We start from the raw sequence: 24,690 nt of genomic DNA, 5'->3' as shown, positions 1-24,690 counted from the left end.
GGGGAGCCGCGGGCACCACGGCGGCGGGCCGTCGTGGTGCTGGGCAGGGCGTACGGGGTGCGGGTCAGGCGGCCTCGCGCCGCATCCGCGGCACGCGCAGCGGGCGGGAACCGGGACCTCCGGCGTGCGAGAAGGGCTGCATCCGCCAGTCGAGGCCCTGGGGGAGCGTCAGCAGCAGCCCGGCCTCCTGCTCCTGGAGCTCCAGCGTCTCGTCCGCGGGCCGGGCCTCGCTCGCGCCGCGGCCGGTCCCGGCGCAGACGGTGAGCACGAAGGGGTTCCACGGTGTGGGGCACCGGGCGTGCTCCGGCAGGACGTCCTCGTCGGCCAGCAGCGCGATGGGCTGGGCGCAGTCCGGGCAGATCACCCGGACCATCTCGAACATGTCGTACGCGTCAAAGCCGTCGTCGTCCGGATCGACAGGCTCCGGTTCGGTACGTTCGGTGAGCTTCAGGCTCTGCATGGAAATTCCCCCCTCGGGTGGGCCGACAAGGCGACACGGCCTCGGCCACAGCAAGCACTTCCCGCCGCGCGTGGCCGATAACCGCGAGGCGGCCCGCAACCGACCCGCGAACCTGTGGCGTTCGTCACATGCCGCCCGCAGGTGCCGTTCCGTGAGCCGCGCGACTGTGCCGAGCGGTGCCCGGGGCCATAGGTTGATCCGCATGGAGGAGCTGGACCGTCAGATCGTTGAGTTGCTCGTCAAGGACGGGCGGATGAGCTACACCGACCTGGGCAAGGCCACGGGCCTGTCCACGTCGGCGGTTCATCAGCGTGTCCGCAGGCTGGAGCAGCGCGGGGTGATCCGCGGCTATGCCGCGGTCGTCGACCCCGAGGCCGTCGGGCTGCCCCTCACCGCGTTCATCTCGGTGAAGCCGTTCGACCCGAGCGCCCCCGACGACATCGCCGAACGGCTCGCCGGGGTGCCCGAACTGGAGGCCTGCCACAGCGTCGCCGGAGACGAGAACTACATCCTCAAGGTGCGGGTGGCGACCCCGCTGGAGCTGGAGCACCTGCTCACCCGGATCCGTACGCTCGCCGGCGTGTCCACCCGGACCACCGTCGTCCTGTCCACCCCGTACGAGGCCCGGCCGCCGCGGATCTGAAGCCGCGGAGCCCCGGGGTCGGGTCCGGGACCCCGTCCCTCCGGAGGGGGCCGCGGTCCGGGCGGCCGTCGCCAGGCGCGAGACTGGTCCCATGAGCCAGAGCACCGCCCCCCAGAGCACCCCCGACCACCGCACCGTCCTGTTGCGCGGCGGAGACGTCCACAGCCCCGCCGACCCGTTCGCCACCGCGATGGTCGTCGAACGCGGGCACGTCGCCTGGGTGGGGTCCGAAGGGGCCGCCGACGCCTTCGCGAGCGGTGTGGACGAGGTGGTCGACCTCGAAGGCGCCCTGGTCACCCCGGCGTTCACCGACGCCCATGTGCACACCACCGCCACCGGACTGGCCCTGACCGGGCTCGACCTCTCGGGCGCCCGCACCCTGTCCGAGGCGCTCGGCCTCGTCCGGGCGTTCGGCCGCGGCCGCGCCCCCGGGGATGTCCTGCTCGGACACGGCTGGGACGCCGCCCGCTGGCCCGAGCGGCGGCACCCCTCGCGCGCCGAGCTCGACGAGGCGGCCGGCGGCCGGGCCCTCTACCTGCCCCGCATCGACGTGCACTCCGCGGTCGTCACGACGGCCCTGCTGGACCTGGTCCCCGGCGTCACCGCGATGAGCGGGTATCACCCGGACGGGCCGCTGACCGGCGACGCCCACCATGCGGTGCGGGCCGCCGCCCACAACGCGCTCCCGGCCGCCCAGCGGGCCGCCGCCCAGCGCGCCGCCCTCGACCACGCCGCCTCCCTCGGCATCGGCAGCGTCCACGAGTGCGGCGGGCCCGAGATCTCCGACGAGGAGGACTTCACCGCGCTCCTCGCCCTCGCCGCCGAGCGGCCCGGCCCCCGAGTCTTCGGCTTGTGGGCCGAGGAGATCGCGGACGAGAAGGACGCCCGTCGCATCCGCGAACTCGGCGCGATCGGCGCGGCCGGAGACCTGTTCGTCGACGGCTCCCTCGGCTCGCACACCGCCTGCCTCCACCAGCCCTACACGGACGCCCCGCACACCGGCACCGCCCACCTGGACGCCGCCCGGATCGCCGCCCATGTCACCGCCTGCACCGAGGCGGGCCTCCAGGCGGGCTTCCACGCCATCGGCGACGCAGCGGTCACCGCCGTGGTGGACGGGGTCAGGGCCGCCGCCGGGACGCTCGGCCTCGACCGGATCCGGGCAGCCCGGCACCGCGTCGAACACGCCGAGATGCTCACCCCCGAGACGATCGCCGCCTTCGCGGAGCTGGGCCTCACCGCCTCCGTCCAGCCCGCTTTCGACGCCGCCTGGGGCGGCCCGGACGGCATGTACGCCGACCGCCTCGGCGCGGAGCGGGCCGCCTCCCTCAACCCGTACGCCGCGCTGCTGCGCGCCGGAGTGCCGCTCGCCTTCGGCTCCGACAGCCCCGTCACCCCGCTCGACCCCTGGGGCACCGTGCGGGCCGCCGCCCACCACCGCACCCCGGAGCACCGCGTCTCGGTCCGCGCCGGGTTCACCGCCCACACCCGGGGCGGCTGGCGCGCCATCGGTCGCGACGACGCGGGCCTCCTGGTGCCCGGCGCCCCCGCCGACTACGCCGTCTGGCGGAGCTCCGAACTGCTGGTCCAGGCCCCCGACGACCGGGTCGCCCGCTGGTCCACCGACCCCCGGTCCGGCACGCCCGGCCTGCCGGACCTGACGCCCGGCGCCGACCTCCCCGTCTGCCTGCGGACCGTGGTCCTCGGACAAACGGTCTACGTGCGACCGAACGAGTGACGTCGGGACATTTCGTACCGCCGATCGATGGCCCGATCACCGGTCCACGACCTGCGCCCCTTCGGCACTGACCAGGCCATTTCGCAAAAAGTCGCAGGTCGCACAGGTGTTGACAGAAAGCGCCCACGGGCCGGTAGGTTCGGCCGGGTCCACCACAGGACGTCCGACCGGTTAAACCTCCACGCAGTCGTCGAACGCCGCTGGGTCATGAGGCGGTGTGCCGCACCGGCGCACCACCGCTGACAGCCAGGTTCAGCGCCCGCGCCTCGGGGGCGAGGGAAGGATTCAGCCGGCGGAGGGTGGGATCCGGGTGGGGCCCGGACGTTCAGTAGACAACGGCTTTCGGTCGACCCGCAGCCAGCGGGTCCCAGGTCGGCCCGAAGGGCGCCGGGCCCCGATCCGCAGTTCCCCCGTGGGGGCGCGACCTTCCGGCCGGTGCGCTGGATATGGTGTCCCCCTGTGTTCGGACTCTAAGGGGCAGTAGTGAACGACGGCGGTCAGAGGCAGTTCGGCCCGCTCGGCAAGGTTCTGGTGATCATTCCGACCTACAACGAGGTCGAGAACATCAAGCCGATCGTCGACCGGGTGCGCACCGCCGTCCCGGACGCCGACATCCTGGTGGCCGACGACAACAGCCCCGACGGCACCGGCAAGGCGGCCGACGAGATCGCGGCGGCCGACGACCAGGTCCACGTCCTGCACCGCAAGGGCAAGGAAGGGCTCGGCGCCGCCTACCTCGCGGGCTTCGCCTGGGGCTCCGAGCACGGCTACGGCGTCCTCGTCGAGATGGACGCCGACGGCTCCCACCAGCCCGAGGAGCTGCCCCGGCTGCTCACCGCGCTCAAGGGCGCCGACCTGGTCCTGGGCTCCCGCTGGGTGCCCGGCGGCCGCGTGGTCAACTGGCCCAAGAGCCGCGAGGTCATCTCGCGCGGCGGCAGCCTCTACTCCCGGCTCGCCCTCGGCCTCTCCGTCCGGGACGTCACCGGCGGCTACCGCGCCTTCCGCACCGAGACGCTGAACGGCCTCGGGCTCGGCGAGGTCGCCTCGCAGGGCTACTGCTTCCAGGTGGACCTCGCCCGCCGCGCGGTCGAGGCGGGCTATCACGTGGTCGAGGTCCCCATCACCTTCGTCGACCGGGAGATCGGCGACTCGAAGATGAGCCGGGACATCCTCGTCGAGGCGCTCTGGCGGGTCACCGGCTGGGGCATCACCTCCCGCGCGAACAAGGTCCTGGGCCGCAAGACCCTCTGACACCCCGGGGCCCGCGGCCGAGGGCGGCGCCGGGACCCGCGCCCGGTTGCCCGCCAGGCCGGTCCGCTTCATGATCACCCTCTTACGCCGATTGCACGCCGTTACGGGCACACTGGGGGCATGACGACCGGCACTCCGCCCCCGACCCGTCCCCGGCGCTCGCGCGCCCGTAGATTCCTGCCGCTGGCCCTGGCCGCCTGGCTGGTCCTGGAGATCTGGCTCCTGACCCTGGTCGCCTCGGCCGCGGGCGGCCTCACGGTCCTGCTGATCCTGGTGGCCGGAGCCGTGCTCGGCGCCGTGGTCATCAAGAGCGCCGGCCGGCGCGCCTTCAAGAACCTCACCGAGACCCTCCAGCAGATGCCGGGACAGCCCGGCGCCCCCGCCACGCCGCCGGAGGCCCCCGCGGGCGGCAAGGGCACCCGGGGCAACGGGCTGCTGATGCTGGGCGGGCTGCTGCTCCTGATCCCCGGACTGATCTCGGACGCGGCCGGACTGCTCCTGCTGGTCCCGCCGGTGCGCACCATGATCAGCCGTTACGCGGAGCGCTCGCTCGAACGCCGGATGCGGGCCGCGACGCCCGGCAGCCTGGGGGACGCGTTCCAGCAGGCCCGGATGCACCGCCCGGACGGAAAGGTCGTCCAGGGCGAGGTCATCCGCGATGACGGCCCCCGGGCGTCCGGCGGGCCCGACGACGACCCCCAGGGGCCTCGCCCGCCCCTCACGCCCTGAGGGCGCGTACGCACAAGAGCCGCGGGCCGTGACACATGTTCTGTGTCACGGCCCGCGGCTCTTGGTGCTGTGCTGCTGTGCGGTGCGGTGCTACGCGGTCAGGCAGACTTCCTGCTGTCCCGCGGGTGCACGGCGATGTTCATGGCTCCGGAACGGAGAACCGCCAGCCTCTCGGCCAGCACCTCTTCCAGCTCCTCGCGGGTGCGCCGCTCCATGAGCATGTCCCAGTGCGTGCGCGCCGGCTTGCCCTTCTTCTCTTCGGGGCCGTCCCCGTCCACCAGGAGTGCCTGGGCGCCGCACGCCTTGCACTCCCACTCCGGCGGAATCTCTGCCTCTACCGAGAACGGCATCTCAAATCGATGTCCGTTCTGGCATGCGTACTCCACCGCCTGGCGCGGGGCCAGATCGATGCCGCGGTCCGTCTCGTAGCTGGTAACCACAAGTCGCGTGCCGCGGAGAGCTCGCTCACTCATGAATCGTGCCTCCCGGGCTTGTCGCCCACAGGACAAAATGTCGCTGTCGTCGTCATCCGGTCAACGTCCGGTCGGCGGTAAAGATTCCCGTTGCGGGTCATACGTCGCCCGTCGTGCCGCTGCTTTATCTGGGTTGAGTACCCGCCCATGCCCGGTTTGTCACCTCTGGTGGATGTTGTCACTCAACGGTTGAGCCGTTTCCACTGGCAGTAACGGTCCTCCGGGCAGGCCAAAGACGTATACTACCGGCCTTTGACTTCAACGTCTAAATCCGTTCCGGCACGGGGTTGCCCGCGGCCTCCACCGCACGCCTCACCGGGACCCGCGCGAGCAGCACCGCGCCCAGGGCGAAGAACGCCACCAGCGAGATGATCGCGTCCCGGTAGCTGCCGGTCAGCTGGTACGCCAGACCGAACACCAGGGGCCCCAGCCAGCTCAGTCCGCGGTCGCTCATCTCGTACGCGGAGAAGTACTCCGCCTCCTTGCCGCGCGGCACCAGATGCGAGAACAGCGACCGGGACAGGGCCTGGCTCCCGCCCAGCACCAGGCCGATCGCCGCCGCAAGGACGAAGAAGAACACCGGCGCGTCGGCGGGCAGCAGATAGGCGGAGAGCAGGATCAGGGTCCACACGATCAGCGATCCCAGAATCGTGCGCTTCGCGCCGTACGTCCGGGCGAGCCGCCCCATGCCGAGCGCCCCCGCCACCGCCAGGATCTGCACCAGCAGCACCGCGACGATCAGCGTCGTCTGGTCCAGGCCCAGCTCCTCGGAGCCGTACAGCGAGGCCTGCGAGATCACCGTCTGGATCCCGTCGTTGTAGACGAGATAGGCCAGCAGGAACGAGAGCGTGAGCGGGTGGCGCCGCATGTCGCGCAGGGTGGCCCGCAGCTGCTTCCAGCCGGAGCCGACCGCCCCCTCGCCGTCCGGCCGCACCCGGCGGTCGCGCAGCCGGCGCAGCGGTACGAGGGTGAACGCGCCCCACCACACACCGGCCGAGGCCAGACAGATCCGCACCGCGTCGGACTCCGCGAGGCCGAAGGAGTCGTGGCCGGTGTACAGGATCAGGTTGAGGACCAGGACGAGGGCGCCCGAGGTGTAGCCGAAGGCCCAGCCGCGCGAGGAGACCGCGTCGCGCTCCTCCGGCTCGGAGATCTGCGGCAGATACGCGTTGTACAGAACCATCGACACGGAGATCGACGCGTTCGCCACGATCAGCAGGAACGCGCCCAGCAGGTAGCGGTGGCCGTCCAGGAAGAACATCCCGGCCGTCGCCGCCGCCCCGGTGTACGCGGCCGCCGCCAGCAGCGGCTTCTTGCGCCCCGTACAGTCCGCCGCCGCGCCCACGATCGGCATCAGGATCACGGCCACCACGATGGACGCGGAGACGGAGTACGCGAACAGCGAGCCCGCGCGCACGGGTATGCCCAGCGGGTGCACGAAACCGTCCGGGTCCGCCGCGGCCTTGGCGATCGACGTCAGATACGGACCGAGGAAGACGGTCAGCACGCTGGTGGAGTAGACGGAGCACGCGAAGTCGTAGAAGTACCAGCCCTGCTGCTCACGCTTGCGGGCGGCGGCCGTCGTGCCGTCCGGAGGCTGCCCCGGCGGATCGGCCTTCCCCGCTGTCCCCGTGCTCATCCCGCGTCCCCTCGCTCGTCCCCGGTGGACGTGGACGGACCGGGCGTCAGGACCAGGCCCCCCGCTCGCTCAGCACCGTACGCAGCGTCTCGATGTGATCGGTCATGATGCCATCCACTCCGAGGTCCAGGAGCGCCGCCATCCGCTCCGGTTCGTTCACCGTCCAGACGTGCACCTGGAGTCCCAGCGCGTGCGCGGTGCGGACGAAGCGGGCGTCCACCACCGGGACGGGGCCCTGCCGCTCGGGGACCTGGGCGCACACCGCACCCGCCCGCAGCGGCGCCGGGATCCCGTACGAACGCAGCCGCAGCGCCAGAACGCCCCGCACCCCGTACGACGTGGCCAGCCGGGGGCCCGCCAGGCGCTGTGCGCGGGCCACTCGCGCCTCCGAGAACGAGCCGACACAGATCCGGTCCCAGGCATCGGTCCGGCGGATCAGCCCGAGCAGCGGCTCCAGCGCCGATTCGGCCTTAAGGTCCACGTTCCAGCGGGCCTCGGGGAACTCCTCCAGCAGCTCCTCGAAGAGCGGGAGCGGTTCACTGCCGCCGACCCGCGCCCGGCTCACCTCGCTCCAGGGCAGCTCGGCGATCCGGCCCCGGGCGTCGGTGACCCGGTCCAGCGTCGCGTCGTGGAAGGCGACCAGCCGGCCGTCCGCCGTGGTGTGGACATCGGTCTCGAAGTAGCGGTAGCCCGCGTCCGACGCCCGGCGGAAGGCGGTCACGGTGTTCTCCACACCGTCCGCCGCCCCGCCGCGATGGGCGAAGGCGATCGGCGTCGGGTGGTCGAGATAGGGGTGGCTCGGATTCACTGCGGCAGTATGGCCTGCCCGGACGTCGGAGCGGCAACGGGCCCGGAACCGGCGGCCGGCGCGGGGGTGGACGGCTCGCCCGAGGCGACGACGGCACCCGGGCCGGAAGCCTCGGGGAGCGCGAACAGCCGCAGGAAGAGCTGGGCCAGCGGGCCGATGGCCAGCGCGTACAGCACCGTGCCCGCCCCCAGCGAACCGCCCAGCAGGAAGCCGGTCACCACGACCGCCACCTCGATGGCCGTGCGGACCAGCCGGATCGAGCGGCCGGTGATCTGGTTCAGCCCGGTCATCAGGCCGTCCCGGGGACCGGGGCCGAACCGGGCCGCGATGTACAGCCCGGTCGCCACACCGTTGAGGACGATGCCGAGCACCATCACCGGGATGCGGACGCCGAGCGCGTCCAGATCGCCGACCACCGCGAGCGTCCCGTCCATCGCCAGACCGACCACGAAGACGTTCGAGACGGTGCCGAGCCCCGGCCGCTGCCGCAGCGGGATCCACAGGAGCAGCACCACCGCCCCCACGATGATCGACACCACGCCGATCGAGATCCCGGTCCGCTCCGCGAGGCCCTGGTGCAGCACACCCCACGGCTCCAGACCCAGCCCCGCGCGCACCAGGAGTGCCGAGCTCGCCCCGTACAGCGCCAGACCGACGTACAGCTGGACCAGCCGCCGGGGGAGATGAGTGGTGCTCCGGTCGGTGGTCCTGGCCACGTTGTGCCCCCTGATGTAGTGGTGGTGGACTGCTTCATGTCACTCTGTGGCAGGGGATCGGCCACCAACTATGGCCAATTCGAGGAAGGTGGACTGATTTCGATGGCGCAGTGGACATCGACGGTGGGAGCGGCCCAGCTCGCCCGGCAGCTCCGGTCGCAGCAGGCCCGGCCCACCGGACCTGGCGGCCGCAAGCCGCCCGCTTACCGCGCGCTCGCCGACGGCGTACGGCTGCTCGTCCTGGAAGGCCGCGTTCCGGTCGCCGCCCGGCTCCCCGCCGAACGCGAACTGGCCCTCGCGCTGTCGGTGAGCCGTACGACCGTCGCCGCCGCCTACGAGGCCCTGCGCGCCGAAGGCTTCCTGGAGTCCCGGCGCGGCGCGGGCAGCTGGACCGCCGTCCCGGCCGGCAACCCGCTGCCCGCCCGCGGCCTCGAACCGCTGCCGCCGGAGTCGCTCGGTTCGATGATCGACCTGGGCTGCGCGGCCCTGCCCGCGCCCGAGCCCTGGCTGACCCGGGCGGTCCAGGGGGCGCTGGAGGAACTGCCGCCGTACGCCCACACGCACGGCGACTACCCGGCCGGACTGCCCGCCCTGCGGCAGATGATCGCCGACCGCTACACCGCCCTCGGCATCCCGACCATGCCCGAACAGATCATGGTCACCACCGGCGCGATGGGCGCCATCGACGCGATCTGCCACCTCTTCGCCGGCCGCGGCGAACGGATCGCGGTCGAGTCCCCCAGTTACGCCAACATCCTCCAGCTGATGCGCGAGACCGGCGCCCGCCTCGTCCCGGTCGCGATGCAGGAGGGGCTCGGCGGCTGGGACATGAACCGCTGGCGCCAGGTGCTGCGGGACGCCGCGCCCCGGCTCGCCTATGTGGTCGCCGACTTCCACAACCCCACCGGCGCGCTCGCCGACGAGCAGCAGCGCCGCGACCTGGTGGAGGCGGCCCGGTCCGCCGGAACGGTCCTGGTCGTCGACGAGACCATGAACGAACTCCGCCTGGACGCCGACATCGACATGCCGCGCCGGGTCTGCGCCTTCGACCCGGCCGGCAGCACGGTCCTGACCGTCGGATCGGCCAGCAAGGCCTTCTGGGCCGGCATGCGCATCGGCTGGGTGCGCGCGGCCCCGGACGTCATCCGCAGCCTGGTCGCCGCCCGCGCCTACGCCGACATGGGCACGCCCGTCCTGGAACAGCTCGCCATCAACTGGCTCATGGGCACCGGCGGCTGGGAACAGGCCGTCGAGGTCCGGCGGAGCCAGGCGCGGGAGAACCGGGACGCCCTGGTCGAGGCGGTGCGCCGGGAGCTGCCGGACTGGGAGTTCACCGTGCCGCGCGGCGGGCTGACGCTGTGGGTGCGCACCGGCGGCATCTCCGGGTCGCGGCTGGCCGTGGCGGGCGAGCGCGTCGGCGTCCGGGTGCCGTCGGGCCCCCGCTTCGGGGTCGACGGGGCCTTCGAGGGCTATGTACGGCTGCCGTTCACGGTGAGCGGGCCGGTCGCCGACGAGGCGGCCGTACGCCTGGCCGCTGCGGTGGACCTGGTGCGCTCCGGGGCGGGTGCGGGGGCCGACACCCCGCGTTCCTTCGTGGCCTGAGGACCGGTACGACGGCGGCGGGCGGGGAGCGGGCCATCAGGCCCGCTCCCCGCCCGCCGTGCTGTTCGCGTGCGCCGGATCAGCTCTCGGCGCCGGCCGGCTGCGCCTTCGCCAGCGGCTCGGCCGGCCGTGCCTCGGTGACCATCGCCTCCACCGGAACGGCCGCCGTCTCCGCGGCCACGGGCACCGGCGCCGTCGCCGGACCCTCGTCGGCGGGCTCCGGCACGGGCGCCGCCTCCATCGCCTCGCCCCGGCCGGGCAGCAGGTCGAGCACCGCCTGCCGGTGCGCGTCGCTCGTGGCGTCGTCGTACGGGTCCGGGGTGGCGGGCACCTGGAGCCGCAGGACCGGGCCCGCGCCCAGCCGGACGTAACCGCGGCCCGCGGGGACCTCGGGCGGCGGAGTGGTGTGCGGTCCGGCGCCGAGGACGGCCTCGATCTGCTCCGGGAAGGCCGTCCCGAGGACGGCGCGGGCGCGGGTGTGGGTCCGGACGGTCTCGGTGAGGGTGTCCAGCGCGTCGAACTGCTCGGCCAGCACGACGGTGACCTGGGCCGCCCGGCCGTGCCGCAACGGGATCCGCAGCAGCTCCTGCGGGTCGGGCCTGCCGTCGGCCGCCGCGAGATGACCGAGGACACCGGGGCGGTCCAGCAGAATCCACAGCGGGCGGCGGATGTCGTCCGGCGCCGGGCGGCCGCTCTGGCGGGCCAGGTTGGCGGTGATCAGGCGGCGCTCCGTCTCGTGCGCCGCCCACTCCAGGGTGGCCAGCGCCCCGCCGAGGCCGGACTCCACGGCGAGGACGCCGTTCCTGCCGGTGAGAGCGGCGTACTCACCGCTCCCGCCGCCGTCGACGATGATCACGTCACCGTTCTGGAGGGCCTGCAGGGCGATCGAGCGGACCAGGGTCGTGGTGCCGCCGCCGGGCTGTCCGACGGCCAGCAGATGCGGTTCGGTGGAGCGGCCGCCGGTCCGCCAGACGACCGGCGAGGCGTCCACCGTGGTGTCGCCGTCGCGCACGGGGACGGTGCGCGAGACGGAGTCCGGGTCGGTGAAGCCGAGGACCGTCTCGCCGGGCGCGGCGACGAAGCGCTGGGCGGCGATCGTCGTGGGGAGGGCGTCCAGCACGGTCATGACGAGGCGATTGGCCTCCTCGTCCCAGCCGAAGTGGTACTCGCGGCCCCGGCCGGACTTGGTGTGGAGCAGTTGCTCGATCCGGGAGCGGGCGGCTGCCTCGCCGTCCGTGAAGTACGCCGGGTAGGAGATCCGGAGGCTGGTGAGCCGCCCGTCCTGATCGAAGGCGTACCCGTCGAAGGCCTTCGTCCAGTCGCCTCCGTGGGCGAAGAGCGGATCGGGGTCGTCGGCCGTGGAGAAGTACGGCACGAGCGCCTCGTACAGCGACCGCAGGCGCGCGGTCTCCGACTCGTCGGGCCCGGTCCGCACGGGGGTCCGCTCCCGCCCCTTCCACGCGGCAGCGCCCATCACCGTGATCAGGGCCAGGATCGGCCCGTACGGGACGAGCGCCACCACCAGCACGCAGGCCGCGCCGAGGAACAGCTTGGGACCACGCCGTTCCTTGGGGGTGGCGACCCACTTCTGCCGGCCCGACACGGCCAGCAGCCGCAGTCCGCGGACCACCGTGATCAGCGGATGGAGGACATCGGTGGCACTGTCGGCGGCCGTGCGCGCGATCTCTCTGCTGCGAGTGATCGAAGCGCTGCCGCTGCTCAGAATGCGGGGGAGTGGTCGCCGGGCCACGTCGGTCTCCTGAAGGGGTGGGAGCGGTTGCGGAGCGTCAGAACTTGATCCCGCCCAGCAGGCCGGCGAGGCTCGCCCCGCCCGCCGTGATGCTCGGTGCGATGGCGGTGCCGGCCAGGTAGAAGCCGAACAGGGCACAGACGATGGCGTGGGATGCCTTGAGCCCGTCCTTCTTGAAGAACAGGAAGACGATGATGGCGAGCAGTACCACGCCCGAGATGGAAAGGATCATGAGCGGTTCTCTCCTGGTTGAAGGGGACAGTCACCATGAGTCCTTCCAGGATCACGGGAAGTATCTATACGACAAAAGGTGCAATCGAGTGAATATCCCGCGCTTTCACTTGACTGGCTCACAGAAGTCGGCCCCCGGGGAGCGGCATCACCCGGTCCGTGCCGGGCAGGGATCAGCCGCGGTGATCCCTTGCCGCATCCGGGCCGGGTCATGTCGGCCCGGGAGCAGTACCCTGTCGATTCACTCGTACGGCCCCCCGCCGTACTCCCCACCAGGTCAACCACGGCGGTGAGCAGCCGTGGCAGCAGTCGAAGGAAGGCGGCCCGTCCCGATGAGCGAAACCCCCGATCCCGAGGTGGTCGAGCTGGCGACCAAGGTCTTCGACCTGGCCCGCACCGGCGACACCGAGGCACTCACGGCGTACGTCGAGGCCGGAGTCCCCGCCAACCTCACCAACGACCGGGGTGACACGCTGCTGATGCTCGCCGCCTACCACGGGCACGCCGCCACGGTCGCCGCCCTCGTCGCCCGCGAGGCCGACCCGGACCGGGCCAACGACCGGGGCCAGACCCCGCTGGCCGGAGCCGTCTTCAAGGGCGAGGACGCCGTCATCGACGCGCTGCTCGCCGCCGGCGCCGACCCGGCCGCCGGAACACCGTCCGCGCTGGACACGGCCCGGATGTTCGGCAAGTCCGACCTGCTGGAACGCTTCGGTGCGCGGTGAGACGGCGGCGGGGGCGCCGCTGGGCGCGTCCGCCGTGGGCTTCGCTGACCGGTCCGTCGTAAATGTGGTCGCGGTGGCGAAATGGCTGGGTCATCATGACGTCGCGGGCCCGCTCAGGGCCACCGACGAGAGGCAGAGGAAGATGCTCTACACCAGGCGAAAGACGGCGGTCGGCCGATCATGTCACTGCGCGGCGTAGCGGTGTCCCCCGGACACCCCCACGTGCCGAGAGGCACGGGGCACTGCACAGTCCCGGTTGCGTCGACAGCTTGATGTGAGGCTTTCTCCCATGTTCGATCCGTTCATAGCGCCGAGCGGCACCCTGCTCGGCCTGCTGCAGAGGGGCCGCGGCGACGGCACGCTCCACGCGCTCGCCGCACCACGCCCCGAGGCCCTCGCGGCCCTCAACCACTGCGTCGTGAGCGACCCCCGCCACGACTGGCAGGTGGAGAACCGCTCCCTCTACTACGCGCGCCTCTACCTCGACCTCGACGGCGGTATCGAGGAGATCGAGCGGCACCTCGCCGATCCCGACGACCACATCGATACCGACGACTCCCGCACCGGTCTGGCGCTCTCCGTCCTCGGCCACCTCGCCTCCTACGGACGCGACGACGCCCTGGCCCTGCTCCGCCGCTACGCGACGACCGGCGCCAACTGGACCTGGGCCCTGGACGAGCTGGCCCTGCGCGACGACGACGCCGGCCTGCGCTCCCTCGCGCTGCCCGTCCTCGCCCGCTTCCCGGCCACCGACGAGGGCGCGGCCGACCTCGCCGCCGCCGTACGCGACTCGTTCGAGCCGCGACCCTGGCGCCTGTGGGCCGACGACCCGCGCGAAGCGGTCGGCGCCCGCGTCCGGGCCGCCGGCGAACAGGGCTCGTTCGACCGATGGCAGCGCCAGATGCGCCCCGGGGGTCCCCGCCCCGGCTGGAGCGTCCAGGCCGTCTTCGACTGGGCCCAGCAGGCCCTGGAACGCGGCAGCGAACTGCACGTCCCCGCGGCCCGCTGCCTCACCGCCGTCGCCGGACCCGACGACCTTCCCCAGATCGTCGAGGCCGCCCGCAGCGGCCCCGAAGGCGCCCGCTGCGCCGCCCTGCACTACCTCGCGGAGGCCGGCGAACCCGTCGTCCTCGACCTCATCGAGGCCGCGGCCCTCAGCCCCTCCCTCACCGTCGCCCACACGGCCATCGCCGCCTTCGAGCGGATGACCGGCGACGACGCCGTCGAGCGGGCCAGGCGCTGGGCCCATCGCCCCGACGCACTCGGCGCCTCCGCCGCCGGAGTGCTCGCCTGCCGAGGCACCGCCCAGGACGCTCCCCAAGTCCTCGGCGCGCTCCGGGAGGCCGTACGCGGAGACGGACCCGACGCCCCCCTGCTGTGGACCCTCGTCGACGGAGCCGGCCGCCTCGGCATCGCCTGCGCCGCCCCCGTCCTGCGCCACGTCTACCGCGAGACGTCCTCCTCGCACCTGCGGGGCAGGGCCGCCCGCGCTCTGGCCGCCACCGACCCGTCCTTCGCGACCGGATTCGCGGTGGAGTGCCTCTGGGACTGCGAGGAGACCACCCGCGAGGTGGCCGCCCTGCACGCCGAGACCGGCGACATCCGCGTCGCCGAACGCCTGCGCCGCCTCGCCGCCGACCCGGCCGAGGAGGCCGAGGTCCAGACGGCGGTGCGCAGCCGGATCGGGCCGGACGCGTCGGCCGTCTGAGGCGGATCGGGCCGGACGAGCGCCTTTCGCACCCGCGGGCCTCCTGCCTGCGGGTGCGGGGCCCGCAGACTTCTTCCTGCGGCCTCCCGCCCACGGGCACAGAATGGCGCCATGACCGGACGCTGGGAGTTCTGGATCGACCGGGGCGGCACCTTCACCGACATCGTGGGCCGCCGCCCCGACGGCCGGCTCATCACCCGCAAGCTCCTCTCCCACGACCCCGGCCGCTACGACGACGCGGCCGTCGCCGGAATCCGGCTGCTCCTCGGCCTGGACCCCGGCGAACCGGTGCCCGCCGACCGGGTCGCCGCCGTCCGGATGGGCACCACCGTCGCCACCAACGCCCTGCTGGAGCGGCGGGGCGAACCGACCGTCCTGCTGATCACCGAGGGCTTCCGGGACGCGCTGCGGATCGCGTACCAGAACCGGCCGCGCCTCTTCGACCGGCACATCGTCCTGCCCGAGTCCGTCCACGAGCGCGTGATCGAGGTCCCCGAACGTATCGACGCCCACGGCGGCACCGTACGGCCCCTGGAGCTCGGCCCCGTACGCGAACAGCTGCGCGCCGCCCACGCCGAGGGACTGCGCAGCGCCGCCGTCGTCCTGATGCACGGCTACCGCCACCCCGCCCACGAACGGGCCGTCGCCGAGGCGGCCCGGGAGGCGGGCTTCACCCAGGTCAGCAGCTCCCACGAGGTCAGCCCGCTGATCAGGCTCGTCCCCCGGGGCGACACCACGGTCGTCGACGCCTACCTCTCACCCGTCCTCGGCCGGTACGTCGACGAGGTCGCCGCCCGCCTCGACGGGATCCGGCTGATGTTCCTCCAGTCCAACGGCGGCCTGCGCGAAGCCGCCCGCTTCCGCGGCAAGGACGCCGTCCTCTCCGGACCGGCCGGCGGCGTCGTCGGCATGGTCCGCACTTCGCAGCAGGCCGGTCACGACCGGGTCATCGGCTTCGACATGGGCGGCACCTCCACCGATGTGTCGCACTACGCCGGGGAGTTCGAACGCGAGCTGGGAACCCAGGTCGCCGGGGTCCGGATGCGCGCCCCGATGATGAGCATCCACACCGTCGCGGCCGGCGGCGGCTCCGTCCTGCACTTCGACGGCAGCCGTTACCGCGTCGGCCCCGACTCGGCCGGCGCGGACCCCGGCCCCGCCTGCTACCGCCGGGGCGGCCCCCTCACCGTCACCGACGCCAACGTGATGCTCGGCCGCGTCCAGCCCGCCCACTTCCCGGCGGTCTTCGGCGCGGACGGCGACCTTCCCCTCGACGCCGACCACGTACGCGCGGAGTTCACGGAGCTCGCCGACGAGGTGGGGCGCGCCACCGGACAGCGGCCGGACGAGGCCGAGGTGGCGGCGGGCTTCCTGGAGATCGCCGTGCTCAACATGGCCAACGCCGTCAAGAAGATCTCCGTGCAGCGCGGCCACGACGTCACCCGCTACGCCCTCACCGGCTTCGGCGGCGCGGGCGGCCAGCACGTCTGCGCGGTCGCCGACGCGCTGGGCATCGACACCGTCCTCGTGCCCCCGCTCGCCGGGGTGCTCTCCGCGTACGGCATCGGCCTGGCCGACGCGACCGCGATGCGCGAACAGTCGGTGGAGGAACAGCTCGACGCGGCCTGCCGGGAGCGGGTGGAGCGGCTCTGCGCCGAGCTGGCCGACCGTACCCGCGAAGCCCTGCGCGCCGACGGAGTGCCCGAATCCGCGATCACCACCCGGGCCCGGATCCTGCTGCGGTACGCGGGGACGGACGCGGCGCTTCCGGTGGACCTGGACACGGAGGCCGCCATGGCCGAGGCGTTCGCGGCCGCCCACCGGGCCCGGTTCGGCTTCACGATGGACAAGCCCGTCGTCGTCGAGACGGTCTCGGTGGAAGCCACCGGGGTCACGGACGCCACGGGGACCGCCGAATCGGCCGACGGCATCCAGCCCGCCACCGGCTCCGGCCCCGACTCCCACGACGCCCCGCCGCCCCCGGCCGACACCGTGGACCTGTACGCGGAGGGGCGGTGGCAGCGCGCCCCGCTCCACCGGCGGGCGGACCTGCCCGTCGGCGCCACCGTCACCGGGCCCGCGATCGTCGCGGAGGACGACGCCACCACCGTCGTCGACCCCGGCTGGCAGGCCGAAGCGGCCCCCACCGGACATCTCGTCCTCACCCGCAGCACCCCCCGCCCCGAACGCACCGCCGTCGGTACCCGGGTCGACCCGGTGCTGCTGGAGGTCTTCAACAGCCTCTTCATGTCGATCGCCGAGCAGATGGGCGTCCGGCTGGAGAACACCGCCCACTCCGTCAACATCAAGGAACGCCTCGACTTCTCCTGCGCCCTGTTCGACGCCGAGGGCAACCTGATCGCCAACGCCCCGCACATCCCGGTCCATCTCGGCTCCATGGGGGAGTCCATCAAGGAGGTGCTCCGGCGGAACGAGGGCACCCTGCGCCCCGGCGACGTGTACGCCGTCAACGACCCGTACCACGGCGGCACCCACCTGCCCGACGTCACCGTGGTCACGCCCGTCTTCGACGAGGGGAAGCTCCGGTTCCTGGTCGCCTCGCGCGGCCACCACGCCGAGATCGGCGGCATCACCCCCGGCTCCATGCCCGCCTTCAGCCGGACGATCCACGAGGAGGGCGTCCTCTTCGACAACTGGCCGCTCGTCCGCGACGGCCGGCTGCGTGAGGAGGAGACCCGGGAACTGCTCGCCGCCGCCCCGTACCCCTCCCGCTCCCCGGACACCAACCTCGCCGACCTGCGCGCCCAGATCGCCGCCAACGAGAAGGGCATCGCCGAACTGCGGCGGATGACCGACCAGTTCGGGGCCGACGTCGTGGACGCCTACATGGGGCACGTCCAGGACAACGCCGAGGAGTCCGTACGCCGCATCGTCGCCGGACTGCACGACGGCCACTGCCGCTACGAGACCGACAGCGGGGCCGTGATCCAGGTCCGCCTCACCGTGGACCGGGACGCCCGCAGCGCCCACCTCGACTTCACCGGAACCTCCCCCCAGCAGCCCGGCAACGCCAACGCGCCCCGCTCCGTCGTCATGGCCGCCGTCCTCTACGTCTTCCGCACCCTCGTCGGAGCGGACATCCCGCTCAACAGCGGCTGCCTGAAACCCCTCGACGTGACCATTCCGCCCGGCTCGATGCTCGACCCCAGCTACCCGGCGGCGACCGTCGCGGGCAACGTGGAGACCTCCCAGGCGGTCACCGGAGCCCTGTACGGGGCGATCGGCGGCCAGGCCGAGGGCTCGGGGACCATGAACAACCTCACCTTCGGCAACGACCACGTCCAGTACTACGAGACGATCGCCAGCGGCTCCGGAGCGGGGGACGGCTTCGACGGCGCCGACGCCGTACAGACCCATATGACCAACTCCCGGCTCACCGACCCCGAGATCCTGGAGTGGCGGCTTCCGGTCCGCCTGGAGTCCTTCGCCGTACGGGAGGACGGCGGGGGAACGGGCCGGTGGCACGGCGGCCACGGCGTCGAGCGCCGCATCCGCTTCCTGGAACCCGTCACCATCGCCCTGCTCTCCGGCCACCGCCGCGTCCCGCCGTACGGAGCGGACGGCGGGGAGCCGGGAGCGCCCGGGGAGCAGTACATCGAGCGGGCGGGCGGCGAGGCGGTCCCGCTGAAGGGCTGCGACACCGCCGAACTGGAGGCCGGAGACGTGCTCGTGGTGCGCACACCGGGCGGCGGGGGCTACGGCCCCGCAGGGTCGTAGCCCCCCGTACGGGACCGGTCGCATAAACGCCGTTTCGACCGTTGTCAGTGCGAGGACCTAATCTGTCCCACGTGACTTCGCCTGCCAACACGGACACCGCTGCGCCGCAGCTCAGCGCGGGGCCGCGGCCTGCCCCGGGGCCCGCCGCCGACGAGGGGCTCTCGCGGCGGCTGCGCGCGCTGGCGTGCACGGCGCCGCTGCACGACCTGGACGTCCGCAAGGCGAATCTGGCCGGCGAGTACACGGTGTACGCGATGGCGGAGGTCGCCCTCGCCGCGATCGACCACGTCACGCTCAACATGGACTTCGACACCGGGGCCGACCACGACCAGATAGTGGCCAGGCTGCTGCCCCGCGTCGCCGCCCAGGCCCCCGGCCGCCCCGTCGCCGAGCACGAACGGGTCGCCCGCTGGGTCCTGGAGAACCTGATCAACGTCGGCAGCGTCGACCGGGGCTTCCGCGCGGTCTACGGCACCTTCAACACCGACGGGGTCTACGTCCGCCGCGACTACGACTTCAAGCTGATCGAAGAGGTCCCCGGTTACGGCGGCACGGTCTACCTCCGCGCCACCGACGAAGCGGTCAACGTCCTCGTCGGCGCGCTGGACACCGATGTCACCAGCGCCCAGATCGCCGCCGAGGTCAAGCTGGAGGTCCTCATCAGCCGGGGCCGCCTCGCCGACGCCCAGCTCGCCGCCGAACAGGCCCGCTACCGCACCGTGCAGTACGCCGAGACCCTGCGCCGCACCCTGGAGGCCACCCGGCGCAACGTCCGCGCCGTCGACTGGCTCCACACCGTCCCGGACATGATCGCCGAGGCCCTCGACCACGTGGCCGACCGCTACCGCCACGAGAACGCGATCCTCACCAACATCCGCAAGGCCCGCGACGAGGCCGAGGACCCCGAGCACAAGCGCCGGGCCGCCGAGCTCGTCGACATCGTCAAGGACTGCATCCGCCGCCACACCCAGCTCCAGTCCCGGCTGCTGGAGGCGGGGCCCCTCTTCCGCGCCGAGCAGGACCGGCAGGCCTTCGCCCCGCCCGCCCCCCACGCGGGCCTCGACCTGTACGGGCAGCTCCTCGCCCCGCTCCTCCCGCTCCCCGTCGAGCAGTCCACCCGGGCCACCGACGCCTTCTTCGCCCACGGCACCGGACTGCGCACCCCCACCTCCGTACGGGTCGGGGACCTGGTCGACCTGCTGCTCACCCCGCCCCTGGAGCGCGAGCACCTGGGCGCGGAGATGCCCGAGCCCGATCTGATCGCCACCCCCGACGACAGCCGGTTCAGCGAGGAGCAGCTCGCCCGCGCCATGACCCTGCTCGACCTGGAGCACGACGCCCCGCGCCGGCTCTCCGGACTGCTCGCCGAGGCCCGCCGCACCGGCGACACCGACCTGCCGTACCTGGTCGCCCTGCTCGCCGTCCACGCCGCCAGCCCGCCCGTCGGCACCGCCTACCGCCAGGGCGAGCGGCGCCTGCTCTTCGCCGTGGACGACGGTGCGGAGCTGGACGACCCGGAGTTCGGCGGTGCCGACCTCATCGTGGGCACCGCGTTGCTGGACGCCGTGGGCATGGCCGCCGACCGCCAGGAGGCCTCGTGACCTGCCCCGCCCGCACCGCGCCCGCCGTCTCTTCCGTCGCGGCCGGCCCCGCCCGCCTCTCGCACCCGCACCCGCACCGCATCCGTACCGAGGAGTCCCAGCCGTGAGCGACCACGACGCCGAGCACCCCGACGCGTGGACCGAGCCCTCCACGGCGTCCGGGCCCGACTCCGCGCACAGCTCTCCGCACACCAGCTCTCCGCACACCGCCGAGCCGGCCGGACATACCCCCGTCACCCCGGCCGACGCCGCCGACGCCGCCCGTCTGGTCTCCTTCGGGCTCCAGCCCAAGCTGCTGCCCGCCCGTGACGCCGAATACGCCGACCTCCTGCGGCGCTACCGGGAGGAGAGCGCCTTCGCCCGGCTCGCCGACGCCGTCGCGACCGGCCTCGGCCTCGTCGTCCTGGAGGTCTCCCCGCGCGCCGGGATGGCCGTCACGGCGGGCGAGGACTCCGTCTTCGCCGTCCGCATGGGCGACTACGCCCGCCGCGCCTCCTCCGACGCCGCCGACCGCTTCCTGCACGGCCTCGCCCACCTCGCCGTCGCCGCCCTCGCCTTCCCCCGTCCCGAGGACCTCGCCGACGACGCGTACATCGGCCGCATCACGGTCAACGGCGTGGACGCCTTCGTACGCCAGGCCTGCCGACGGCTGGAGGAGCGTGCCGAGGAGCAGGGCGACAACACCGACCCCGTCAGCGACACTCCCGGGCTCGAAGCCGGCTGGCGGATCTACGCCCGCCGCAGCGCCACCGGCGCCACCAAGGACGCCCGCCGGCTCGCCGGATCCACCACCGGCATCATCGGCAAGGCCGTCGCCTTTCTCACCGACTCCGGCTTCCTCCAGCGCACCGGCGACGACGCGGGCGGCGCCTACCGAACCACCGCCCGCTACCAGCTCCAGGTCCGTGACCTGGCGGGCAGCGCCGCCATGGCCGAACTGCTGGAGCTCGGCGTCGTCCCCGTCACCGACGGCTCCGCCACCCTGCTGCCGCCGCCCGACCCCGACAGCGTGGAGCTGGCCGCCGACGCGGGCCTGCCCTTCCACTCCTGACCCCGACCGACCCGCACACCCCCCGCCGCTTCACCCCCGCTCACCGAACGACGAGAGTCCGCCGCCATGTACGAGTTGTCCCGGGTCCGCCTCTACTCCATCGGGCCTGCCGGTGCGCGCTACGCCGACACCGTCCTCGACCTGCGCGGCGTCGGCGCACCCGTCCCCAACCCCGCGCCCGCCCAGGCGGAGTTCTTCGAGGACGAGCCGGTCGGTCCGCCCCGCCGCCCCGCGCCCGCGGGCGTCCTCTTCCTGGAGAACGGCGGCGGCAAGTCCGTCCTGCTCAAGCTGATCTTCTCGGTGATGCTCCCCGGCCACCGCAACACTCTCGGCGGGGCCAGCTCCGGCGTCCTGCGCAAGTTCCTCCTCGCCGACGACTGCGGGCACGTCGCCCTGGAGTGGCAGCACACCCTCACCGGTGAGTGCGTCGTCGTGGGCAAGGTCAGCGAATGGCGGGGCCGCCAGGTCTCCAACGACCCGCGCAAGTTCGCCGAGGCCTGGTATTCGTTCCGCCCAGGACCCGGGCTCAGTCTGGACAGCCTGCCCGTCGCCGAGGCCTCCGCCGTGGGCCGCCCCGCCGAAGGCGTCTCCGGCGCCCGCGGCAGGCGGCGCACCATGAAGGGCTTCCGCGACGCGCTGACGGACGCGGGCAAGTTCTACGCGCACCTCGACGTGCACTGGGAAGAGATCCACGACCGCTGGAACGAACACCTCGGCGACCTCGGCCTCGACCCCGAACTCTTCCGCTACCAGCGCGAGATGAACGCCGACGAGGGCGAGGCCGCCGGTCTCTTCGCGGTGAAGAAGGACTCCGACTTCACCGACCTCCTGCTGCGCGCCGTCACCGACACCCGCGACACCGACGGCCTCGCCGACCTGGTCAGCGGCTTCGGCAACAAACTGGGCCGCCGCGCCGAGCTGACCGCCGAACGCGACTTCACCGCCGGCTCCGTCGACCTCCTCGGCCGGATCGTCGAGGCCACCGACACCCGCACCCGGGCCCGAGACATCCACGCCGGGGCCGAACGACGCACCCGCACCCTGGCCCGCCGCCTCTCCGCCCGCGCCGCCCAGGAGCGCGGCCGCACCGCCGAGCTGGCCGAACGCGTCACCGCCGCCGCCCACACCGTCACCGAAGCCGAGACCACCCGGGGCCGCCGCGCCCTGATCGCCGCCGAACTGGCCTACCGGCACGCCTCACTGGCCCTCACCGCGGCCGAGAAGAGTGCCGCCGCCGGACGCAAGGAGCTGGTCGAGGCCCGCACCCTGCATGCCGCCTGGCAGGCCGCCGAAGCAGTCCTGCGCCACCGCGCCGCCGCCGACCGCTCGGCCAGGGTCGCCGCCGCCATCCGCGAGGCCGAACGCGATGCCGCCCCCGCCCTCGCCGCCCGCTCCGCCGCCGCCACCGACCTCGTCCGCGCCCTGCACAAGGCCGCCGAGGAGGGCGAACGCCTCGCCAACGAGGAGGAGGAGCGCTCCGACACCCTCCAGGCCACCGGCGAACGCGCCCACCGCGACGCCACGGTCGCCGCCACCGAGGCCCAGCGCGCCCGCAGCGAGGCCGGACATCTGCGCCAGCGCCTCGCCGAGGTCGGCCAGGAGACCGCCGAAGCCGTTCGGGCCGGCTGGCTCGACGACACCGCTCCCGACGCCGACCCCGCCCGCGCGGCCCTCGCCGCCAGCGACGCCGAACAGTCCGCCGTCGCCGCCTGGGACACCGCCCGCGAAGCCGCCCGCTCCGCCGCCGACACCGCCCGTGAGGCGGCCGCCGCCGAGAGCCGCGCCGAACTGGCCGCCGCCCGCGCCGCCGACGGCGCCAAGGCCGCTGAGCGGGTTTACGAGGACGAGTACCTGGCCGCCGCGTCGATCGCCGCCGACCCGCGCCTCGCGGACCTGCTCGGCCTGCCCTCGGGCACCGGCGTCCCGCACCCCCGCCGGGAGTCCGGCGACGGGACGCCGGGCCAGGACCAGGGCACCGCCCGCACCACCCCCACCGGCGACGACGCCACGACGACCGGCCACCGGAGCGACGGCACGGGCACCGCGCCCGACGCCTCCCCGGACCGCGCCGTCGCCCTCGCCGACCAGCCCATCGCCCAGCAGCCCCTGAACGCCGAGGAGTTCGACCGCAGCGCCGACGAACTGCGCGACCTCCTCGACCAGTCCGTCGCCGCCGCCGAACGCCGCCTCTTCGACCTGCGCACCGCCGCCGCCGACGACGCCCGCATCCTCGGCGCCCTCGGCGAGGGCGGGCTGCTGCCGCCCGGCCCCGACGTCCTGGCCACCGTCGAATATCTCGGCGAGCACGGCATCCCCGCCCTGCCCGGCTGGCGCTACCTCGCCCAGGCCGTCGACCCGGCCGACCACGCCGCCGTCCTCGCCGCCCGCCCCGAACTCGTCGACGGCGTCGTCATCACCGACCCCGACGCCCACACCCGGGCCCGCGAAGTCCTCGCGGGTGCCGCCCTGCTGCCCCGCTCGGCCGTCGCCGTCGGCACCGCCGCCGCTCTCCTCGCCCCCGTCCCGGCCCCCGGCACCGGCTCCGAGTCCGCGAGCGACGGCGTCTTCCTCGTCCCGCCGAACCCGGCCATGCACGACGAACACGCCGCCGACGAGGAGCGCCACGCGCTGCGCAGCCGTGCCGCCGCCCGCGACGAGGACATCAGGACGCTGGCCGCCCGCCTCTCCGGCGACCGCGCCCTCGCCTCCCGGATCGGCTCCTGGCGTGCCGACTGCCCGCCCGGCATGCTCGCCGAACTGGCCGAGGCCGCCGCCACCGCCCGTACGGCAGCCGAGAGCGCCGAAGCCGTCCTCGCCGAGGCCCGCACCGCCCGCGCCGAGGCCGACGAGGCCGCCGCCGACACCGCCCGGGTCCGCGACGAGCGCCAGGAGGCCGCCCAGCGGGCCCGCCGCGCCGCCGACGCCCTCGCGGGACTCGCCCACCGGCTTCGCGAGCGCTCCGGCTGGCAGGCCCGCCTGCGCGAACTGGTCGACGAGGCCGCCGAGTCCGAGGCCCGCGCAGCCGTCTGCCTCGACCTCGCCCGCGCTGCCGACGAGGACCGCCGCGCCGCCCAGCGCGCCGGGGACGACGCCCGCCGCACCGCCCGCGCCCTGCGGGCCGAACGCGCCGAGATCGCTGGCGTCCCCGAAGTCCTCCCCGAGGAGGACGAGTCGAAGGCCCGCACCGCGCTGCCCACCCTGCGCGAGGCCTACCGGGCCGCGTCCCAGCTGTACGAGAAGGTCGGCGTCGGCGCCGACCTGCGCGCCGAACAGGCCCGCGCCGAGAGCGACGAGAGCGCCGCCCTGGCCGAGCTGGACCGCCTCACCAACAAGGTCCGCACCCGCGCCGCCCAGCTCCTGGAGGGCACCGACGGAGCCGACGGCCCGTCCCGCCAGGCCGCCGCCGCCCGCGCCGAAGCACACGTCCAGCTCCTGGAGACCCGCGCCTCCACCGCCAGCGAGCACCTGGGCCGGCTGCGCGGCGAGGCCGAACGGCTCGCCCCCGACGACGAACGCCCCCACCACACCGACCTGCCGGACGACCTGGTCCCGGCCGACGCCGAAGGGGCCCAGGCCCTCCTGCGTACCGCCAACGCCGAACTGGCCGACGCGACCGCCACCCTGGACACCGCCCGCGCCGCCCACAGCGAGCTGCTGCACGCCCACCGCACCGCCGAGGACTCCGCCGGCGGCTTCGACGAGACCGCGGCCCTCCTGCGGGACCTCCTGCGCGACCACGGCGCGGAGGAGGGCACCGAGGACCCCGACCCGTACCCCGGCACTCTGGAGGAGGCCCGGCAGTCCGCCGCCGAGTCCCGCCGCTCCCT

Annotated in this window: 18 protein-coding genes; 11 read left to right on the top strand and 7 right to left on the bottom strand. The window is 73.8% G+C overall.

The annotated features are described in order from the left end of the window. Positions 1 to 64: 64 nt before the first annotated feature. Positions 65 to 460 carry a hypothetical protein gene (locus IE134_RS17565; RefSeq protein ID WP_032787867.1) on the bottom strand — a complete coding sequence of 132 codons (396 nt, stop codon included), beginning with the start codon at positions 458 to 460 and terminating at the stop codon, positions 65 to 67. A gap of 202 nt (positions 461 to 662) precedes the next feature. Between IE134_RS17565 and IE134_RS17560 the strand changes: the two genes are divergently transcribed. The 4 genes from IE134_RS17560 (at position 663) to fxsA (ending at position 4,821) form a co-directional block, all read left to right on the top strand. Continuing rightward, the gene (locus IE134_RS17560) at positions 663 to 1,103 is read left to right on the top strand and encodes an Lrp/AsnC family transcriptional regulator (RefSeq protein WP_010057405.1); all 441 of its coding nucleotides are present in this window, start codon (positions 663 to 665) and stop codon (positions 1,101 to 1,103) included. Between the two features lie 91 nt (positions 1,104 to 1,194). Next, a complete protein-coding gene (locus tag IE134_RS17555) occupies positions 1,195 to 2,841 on the top strand; it encodes an amidohydrolase (RefSeq protein ID WP_126932292.1) in 1,647 nt (548 codons plus the stop codon). Positions 2,842 to 3,324: 483 nt separating this feature from the next. Further along, the gene (locus tag IE134_RS17550; RefSeq protein ID WP_030722520.1) at positions 3,325 to 4,092 is read left to right on the top strand and encodes a polyprenol monophosphomannose synthase; all 768 of its coding nucleotides are present in this window, start codon (positions 3,325 to 3,327) and stop codon (positions 4,090 to 4,092) included. 120 nt (positions 4,093 to 4,212) lie between these two features. Beyond that, positions 4,213 to 4,821 carry an FxsA family membrane protein gene (gene fxsA, locus IE134_RS17545; RefSeq protein WP_030722523.1) on the top strand — a complete coding sequence of 203 codons (609 nt, stop codon included), beginning with the start codon at positions 4,213 to 4,215 and terminating at the stop codon, positions 4,819 to 4,821. 98 nt (positions 4,822 to 4,919) lie between these two features. Here the strand turns inward: fxsA and IE134_RS17540 are convergent, their stop codons facing one another. The 4 genes from IE134_RS17540 to yczE form a co-directional block, all read right to left on the bottom strand. After that, entirely contained in the window at positions 4,920 to 5,294 is a 375-nt protein-coding gene (locus IE134_RS17540; RefSeq protein WP_003959706.1) for an RNA polymerase-binding protein RbpA, read from the bottom strand. Positions 5,295 to 5,559: 265 nt separating this feature from the next. Next, positions 5,560 to 6,933, bottom strand: coding sequence for an MFS transporter (locus IE134_RS17535; protein ID WP_189431003.1), 1,374 nt, complete (start codon positions 6,931 to 6,933; stop codon positions 5,560 to 5,562). A gap of 46 nt (positions 6,934 to 6,979) precedes the next feature. After that, positions 6,980 to 7,741, bottom strand: coding sequence for a glycerophosphodiester phosphodiesterase family protein (locus IE134_RS17530; protein WP_030722532.1), 762 nt, complete (start codon positions 7,739 to 7,741; stop codon positions 6,980 to 6,982). Further along, positions 7,738 to 8,457 (bottom strand): membrane protein YczE, encoded by a 720-nt coding sequence (yczE, locus tag IE134_RS17525; RefSeq protein ID WP_030722535.1) that lies wholly within the window; start codon positions 8,455 to 8,457, stop codon positions 7,738 to 7,740. The genes IE134_RS17530 and yczE overlap by 4 nt, the downstream gene beginning before the upstream one ends. Before the next feature lie 102 nt (positions 8,458 to 8,559). On the opposite strand from yczE, the gene IE134_RS17520 reads away from it, so the two are divergent. Beyond that, a complete protein-coding gene (locus tag IE134_RS17520; RefSeq protein WP_030722537.1) occupies positions 8,560 to 10,059 on the top strand; it encodes an SCO1417 family PLP biosynthesis transcription factor in 1,500 nt (499 codons plus the stop codon). Positions 10,060 to 10,138: 79 nt separating this feature from the next. On the opposite strand, the gene IE134_RS17515 is transcribed toward IE134_RS17520, so the two are convergent. After that, a complete protein-coding gene (locus tag IE134_RS17515) occupies positions 10,139 to 11,809 on the bottom strand; it encodes a hypothetical protein (protein ID WP_098895098.1) in 1,671 nt (556 codons plus the stop codon). A 37-nt stretch (positions 11,810 to 11,846) separates the two neighbouring features. Next, positions 11,847 to 12,041, bottom strand: coding sequence for a hypothetical protein (locus IE134_RS17510; protein WP_006123109.1), 195 nt, complete (start codon positions 12,039 to 12,041; stop codon positions 11,847 to 11,849). 331 nt (positions 12,042 to 12,372) lie between these two features. Here IE134_RS17510 and IE134_RS17505 point away from each other — a divergent pair, with 331 nt between their 5' ends. The 6 genes from IE134_RS17505 to IE134_RS17480 all read left to right on the top strand — a co-directional run. Then, entirely contained in the window at positions 12,373 to 12,765 is a 393-nt protein-coding gene (locus IE134_RS17505) for an ankyrin repeat domain-containing protein (RefSeq protein WP_010057417.1), read from the top strand. Between the two features lie 289 nt (positions 12,766 to 13,054). Beyond that, on the top strand, positions 13,055 to 14,473 hold the full coding sequence (locus tag IE134_RS17500; protein ID WP_030722542.1) for a HEAT repeat domain-containing protein: 1,419 nt from the start codon (positions 13,055 to 13,057) through the stop codon (positions 14,471 to 14,473). Positions 14,474 to 14,584: 111 nt separating this feature from the next. After that, entirely contained in the window at positions 14,585 to 18,211 is a 3,627-nt protein-coding gene (locus IE134_RS17495) for a hydantoinase B/oxoprolinase family protein (protein ID WP_189431000.1), read from the top strand. Between the two features lie 71 nt (positions 18,212 to 18,282). Further along, entirely contained in the window at positions 18,283 to 19,812 is a 1,530-nt protein-coding gene (locus tag IE134_RS17490; RefSeq protein ID WP_097975514.1) for a hypothetical protein, read from the top strand. Positions 19,813 to 19,915: 103 nt separating this feature from the next. Further along, complete coding sequence (locus IE134_RS17485) at positions 19,916 to 20,863, top strand: hypothetical protein (RefSeq protein ID WP_098020492.1); 948 nt, start codon at positions 19,916 to 19,918, stop codon at positions 20,861 to 20,863. Positions 20,864 to 20,929: 66 nt separating this feature from the next. After that, the coding region (locus tag IE134_RS17480) for a hypothetical protein (RefSeq protein ID WP_229823637.1) at positions 20,930 to 24,690 on the top strand (3,761 nt) is incomplete at its 3' end.

The sequence above is a fragment of the Streptomyces rubiginosohelvolus genome (assembly GCF_014649875.1).
Taxonomy (GTDB): domain Bacteria; phylum Actinomycetota; class Actinomycetes; order Streptomycetales; family Streptomycetaceae; genus Streptomyces; species Streptomyces rubiginosohelvolus.
Note: the sequence above shows the minus strand (reverse complement) of the source record. Positions and strands in the feature narration are given on the sequence as shown.

Excerpts from the sequence above, each read along its gene's own strand:
- fxsA (WP_030722523.1), top strand. The coding sequence starts at position 4,213 with ATGACGACCGGCACTCCGCCCCCGACCCGTCCCCGGCGCTCGCGCGCC.
- IE134_RS17555 (WP_126932292.1), top strand. The coding sequence starts at position 1,195 with ATGAGCCAGAGCACCGCCCCCCAGAGCACCCCCGACCACCGCACCGTC.
- IE134_RS17520 (WP_030722537.1), top strand. The coding sequence starts at position 8,560 with ATGGCGCAGTGGACATCGACGGTGGGAGCGGCCCAGCTCGCCCGGCAG.
- IE134_RS17510 (WP_006123109.1), bottom strand. The coding sequence starts at position 12,041 with ATGATCCTTTCCATCTCGGGCGTGGTACTGCTCGCCATCATCGTCTTC.
- IE134_RS17495 (WP_189431000.1), top strand. The coding sequence starts at position 14,585 with ATGACCGGACGCTGGGAGTTCTGGATCGACCGGGGCGGCACCTTCACC.
- IE134_RS17535 (WP_189431003.1), bottom strand. The coding sequence starts at position 6,933 with ATGAGCACGGGGACAGCGGGGAAGGCCGATCCGCCGGGGCAGCCTCCG.
- IE134_RS17505 (WP_010057417.1), top strand. The coding sequence starts at position 12,373 with ATGAGCGAAACCCCCGATCCCGAGGTGGTCGAGCTGGCGACCAAGGTC.
- IE134_RS17565 (WP_032787867.1), bottom strand. The coding sequence starts at position 460 with ATGCAGAGCCTGAAGCTCACCGAACGTACCGAACCGGAGCCTGTCGAT.
- IE134_RS17560 (WP_010057405.1), top strand. The coding sequence starts at position 663 with ATGGAGGAGCTGGACCGTCAGATCGTTGAGTTGCTCGTCAAGGACGGG.
- IE134_RS17500 (WP_030722542.1), top strand. The coding sequence starts at position 13,055 with ATGTTCGATCCGTTCATAGCGCCGAGCGGCACCCTGCTCGGCCTGCTG.
- IE134_RS17540 (WP_003959706.1), bottom strand. The coding sequence starts at position 5,294 with ATGAGTGAGCGAGCTCTCCGCGGCACGCGACTTGTGGTTACCAGCTAC.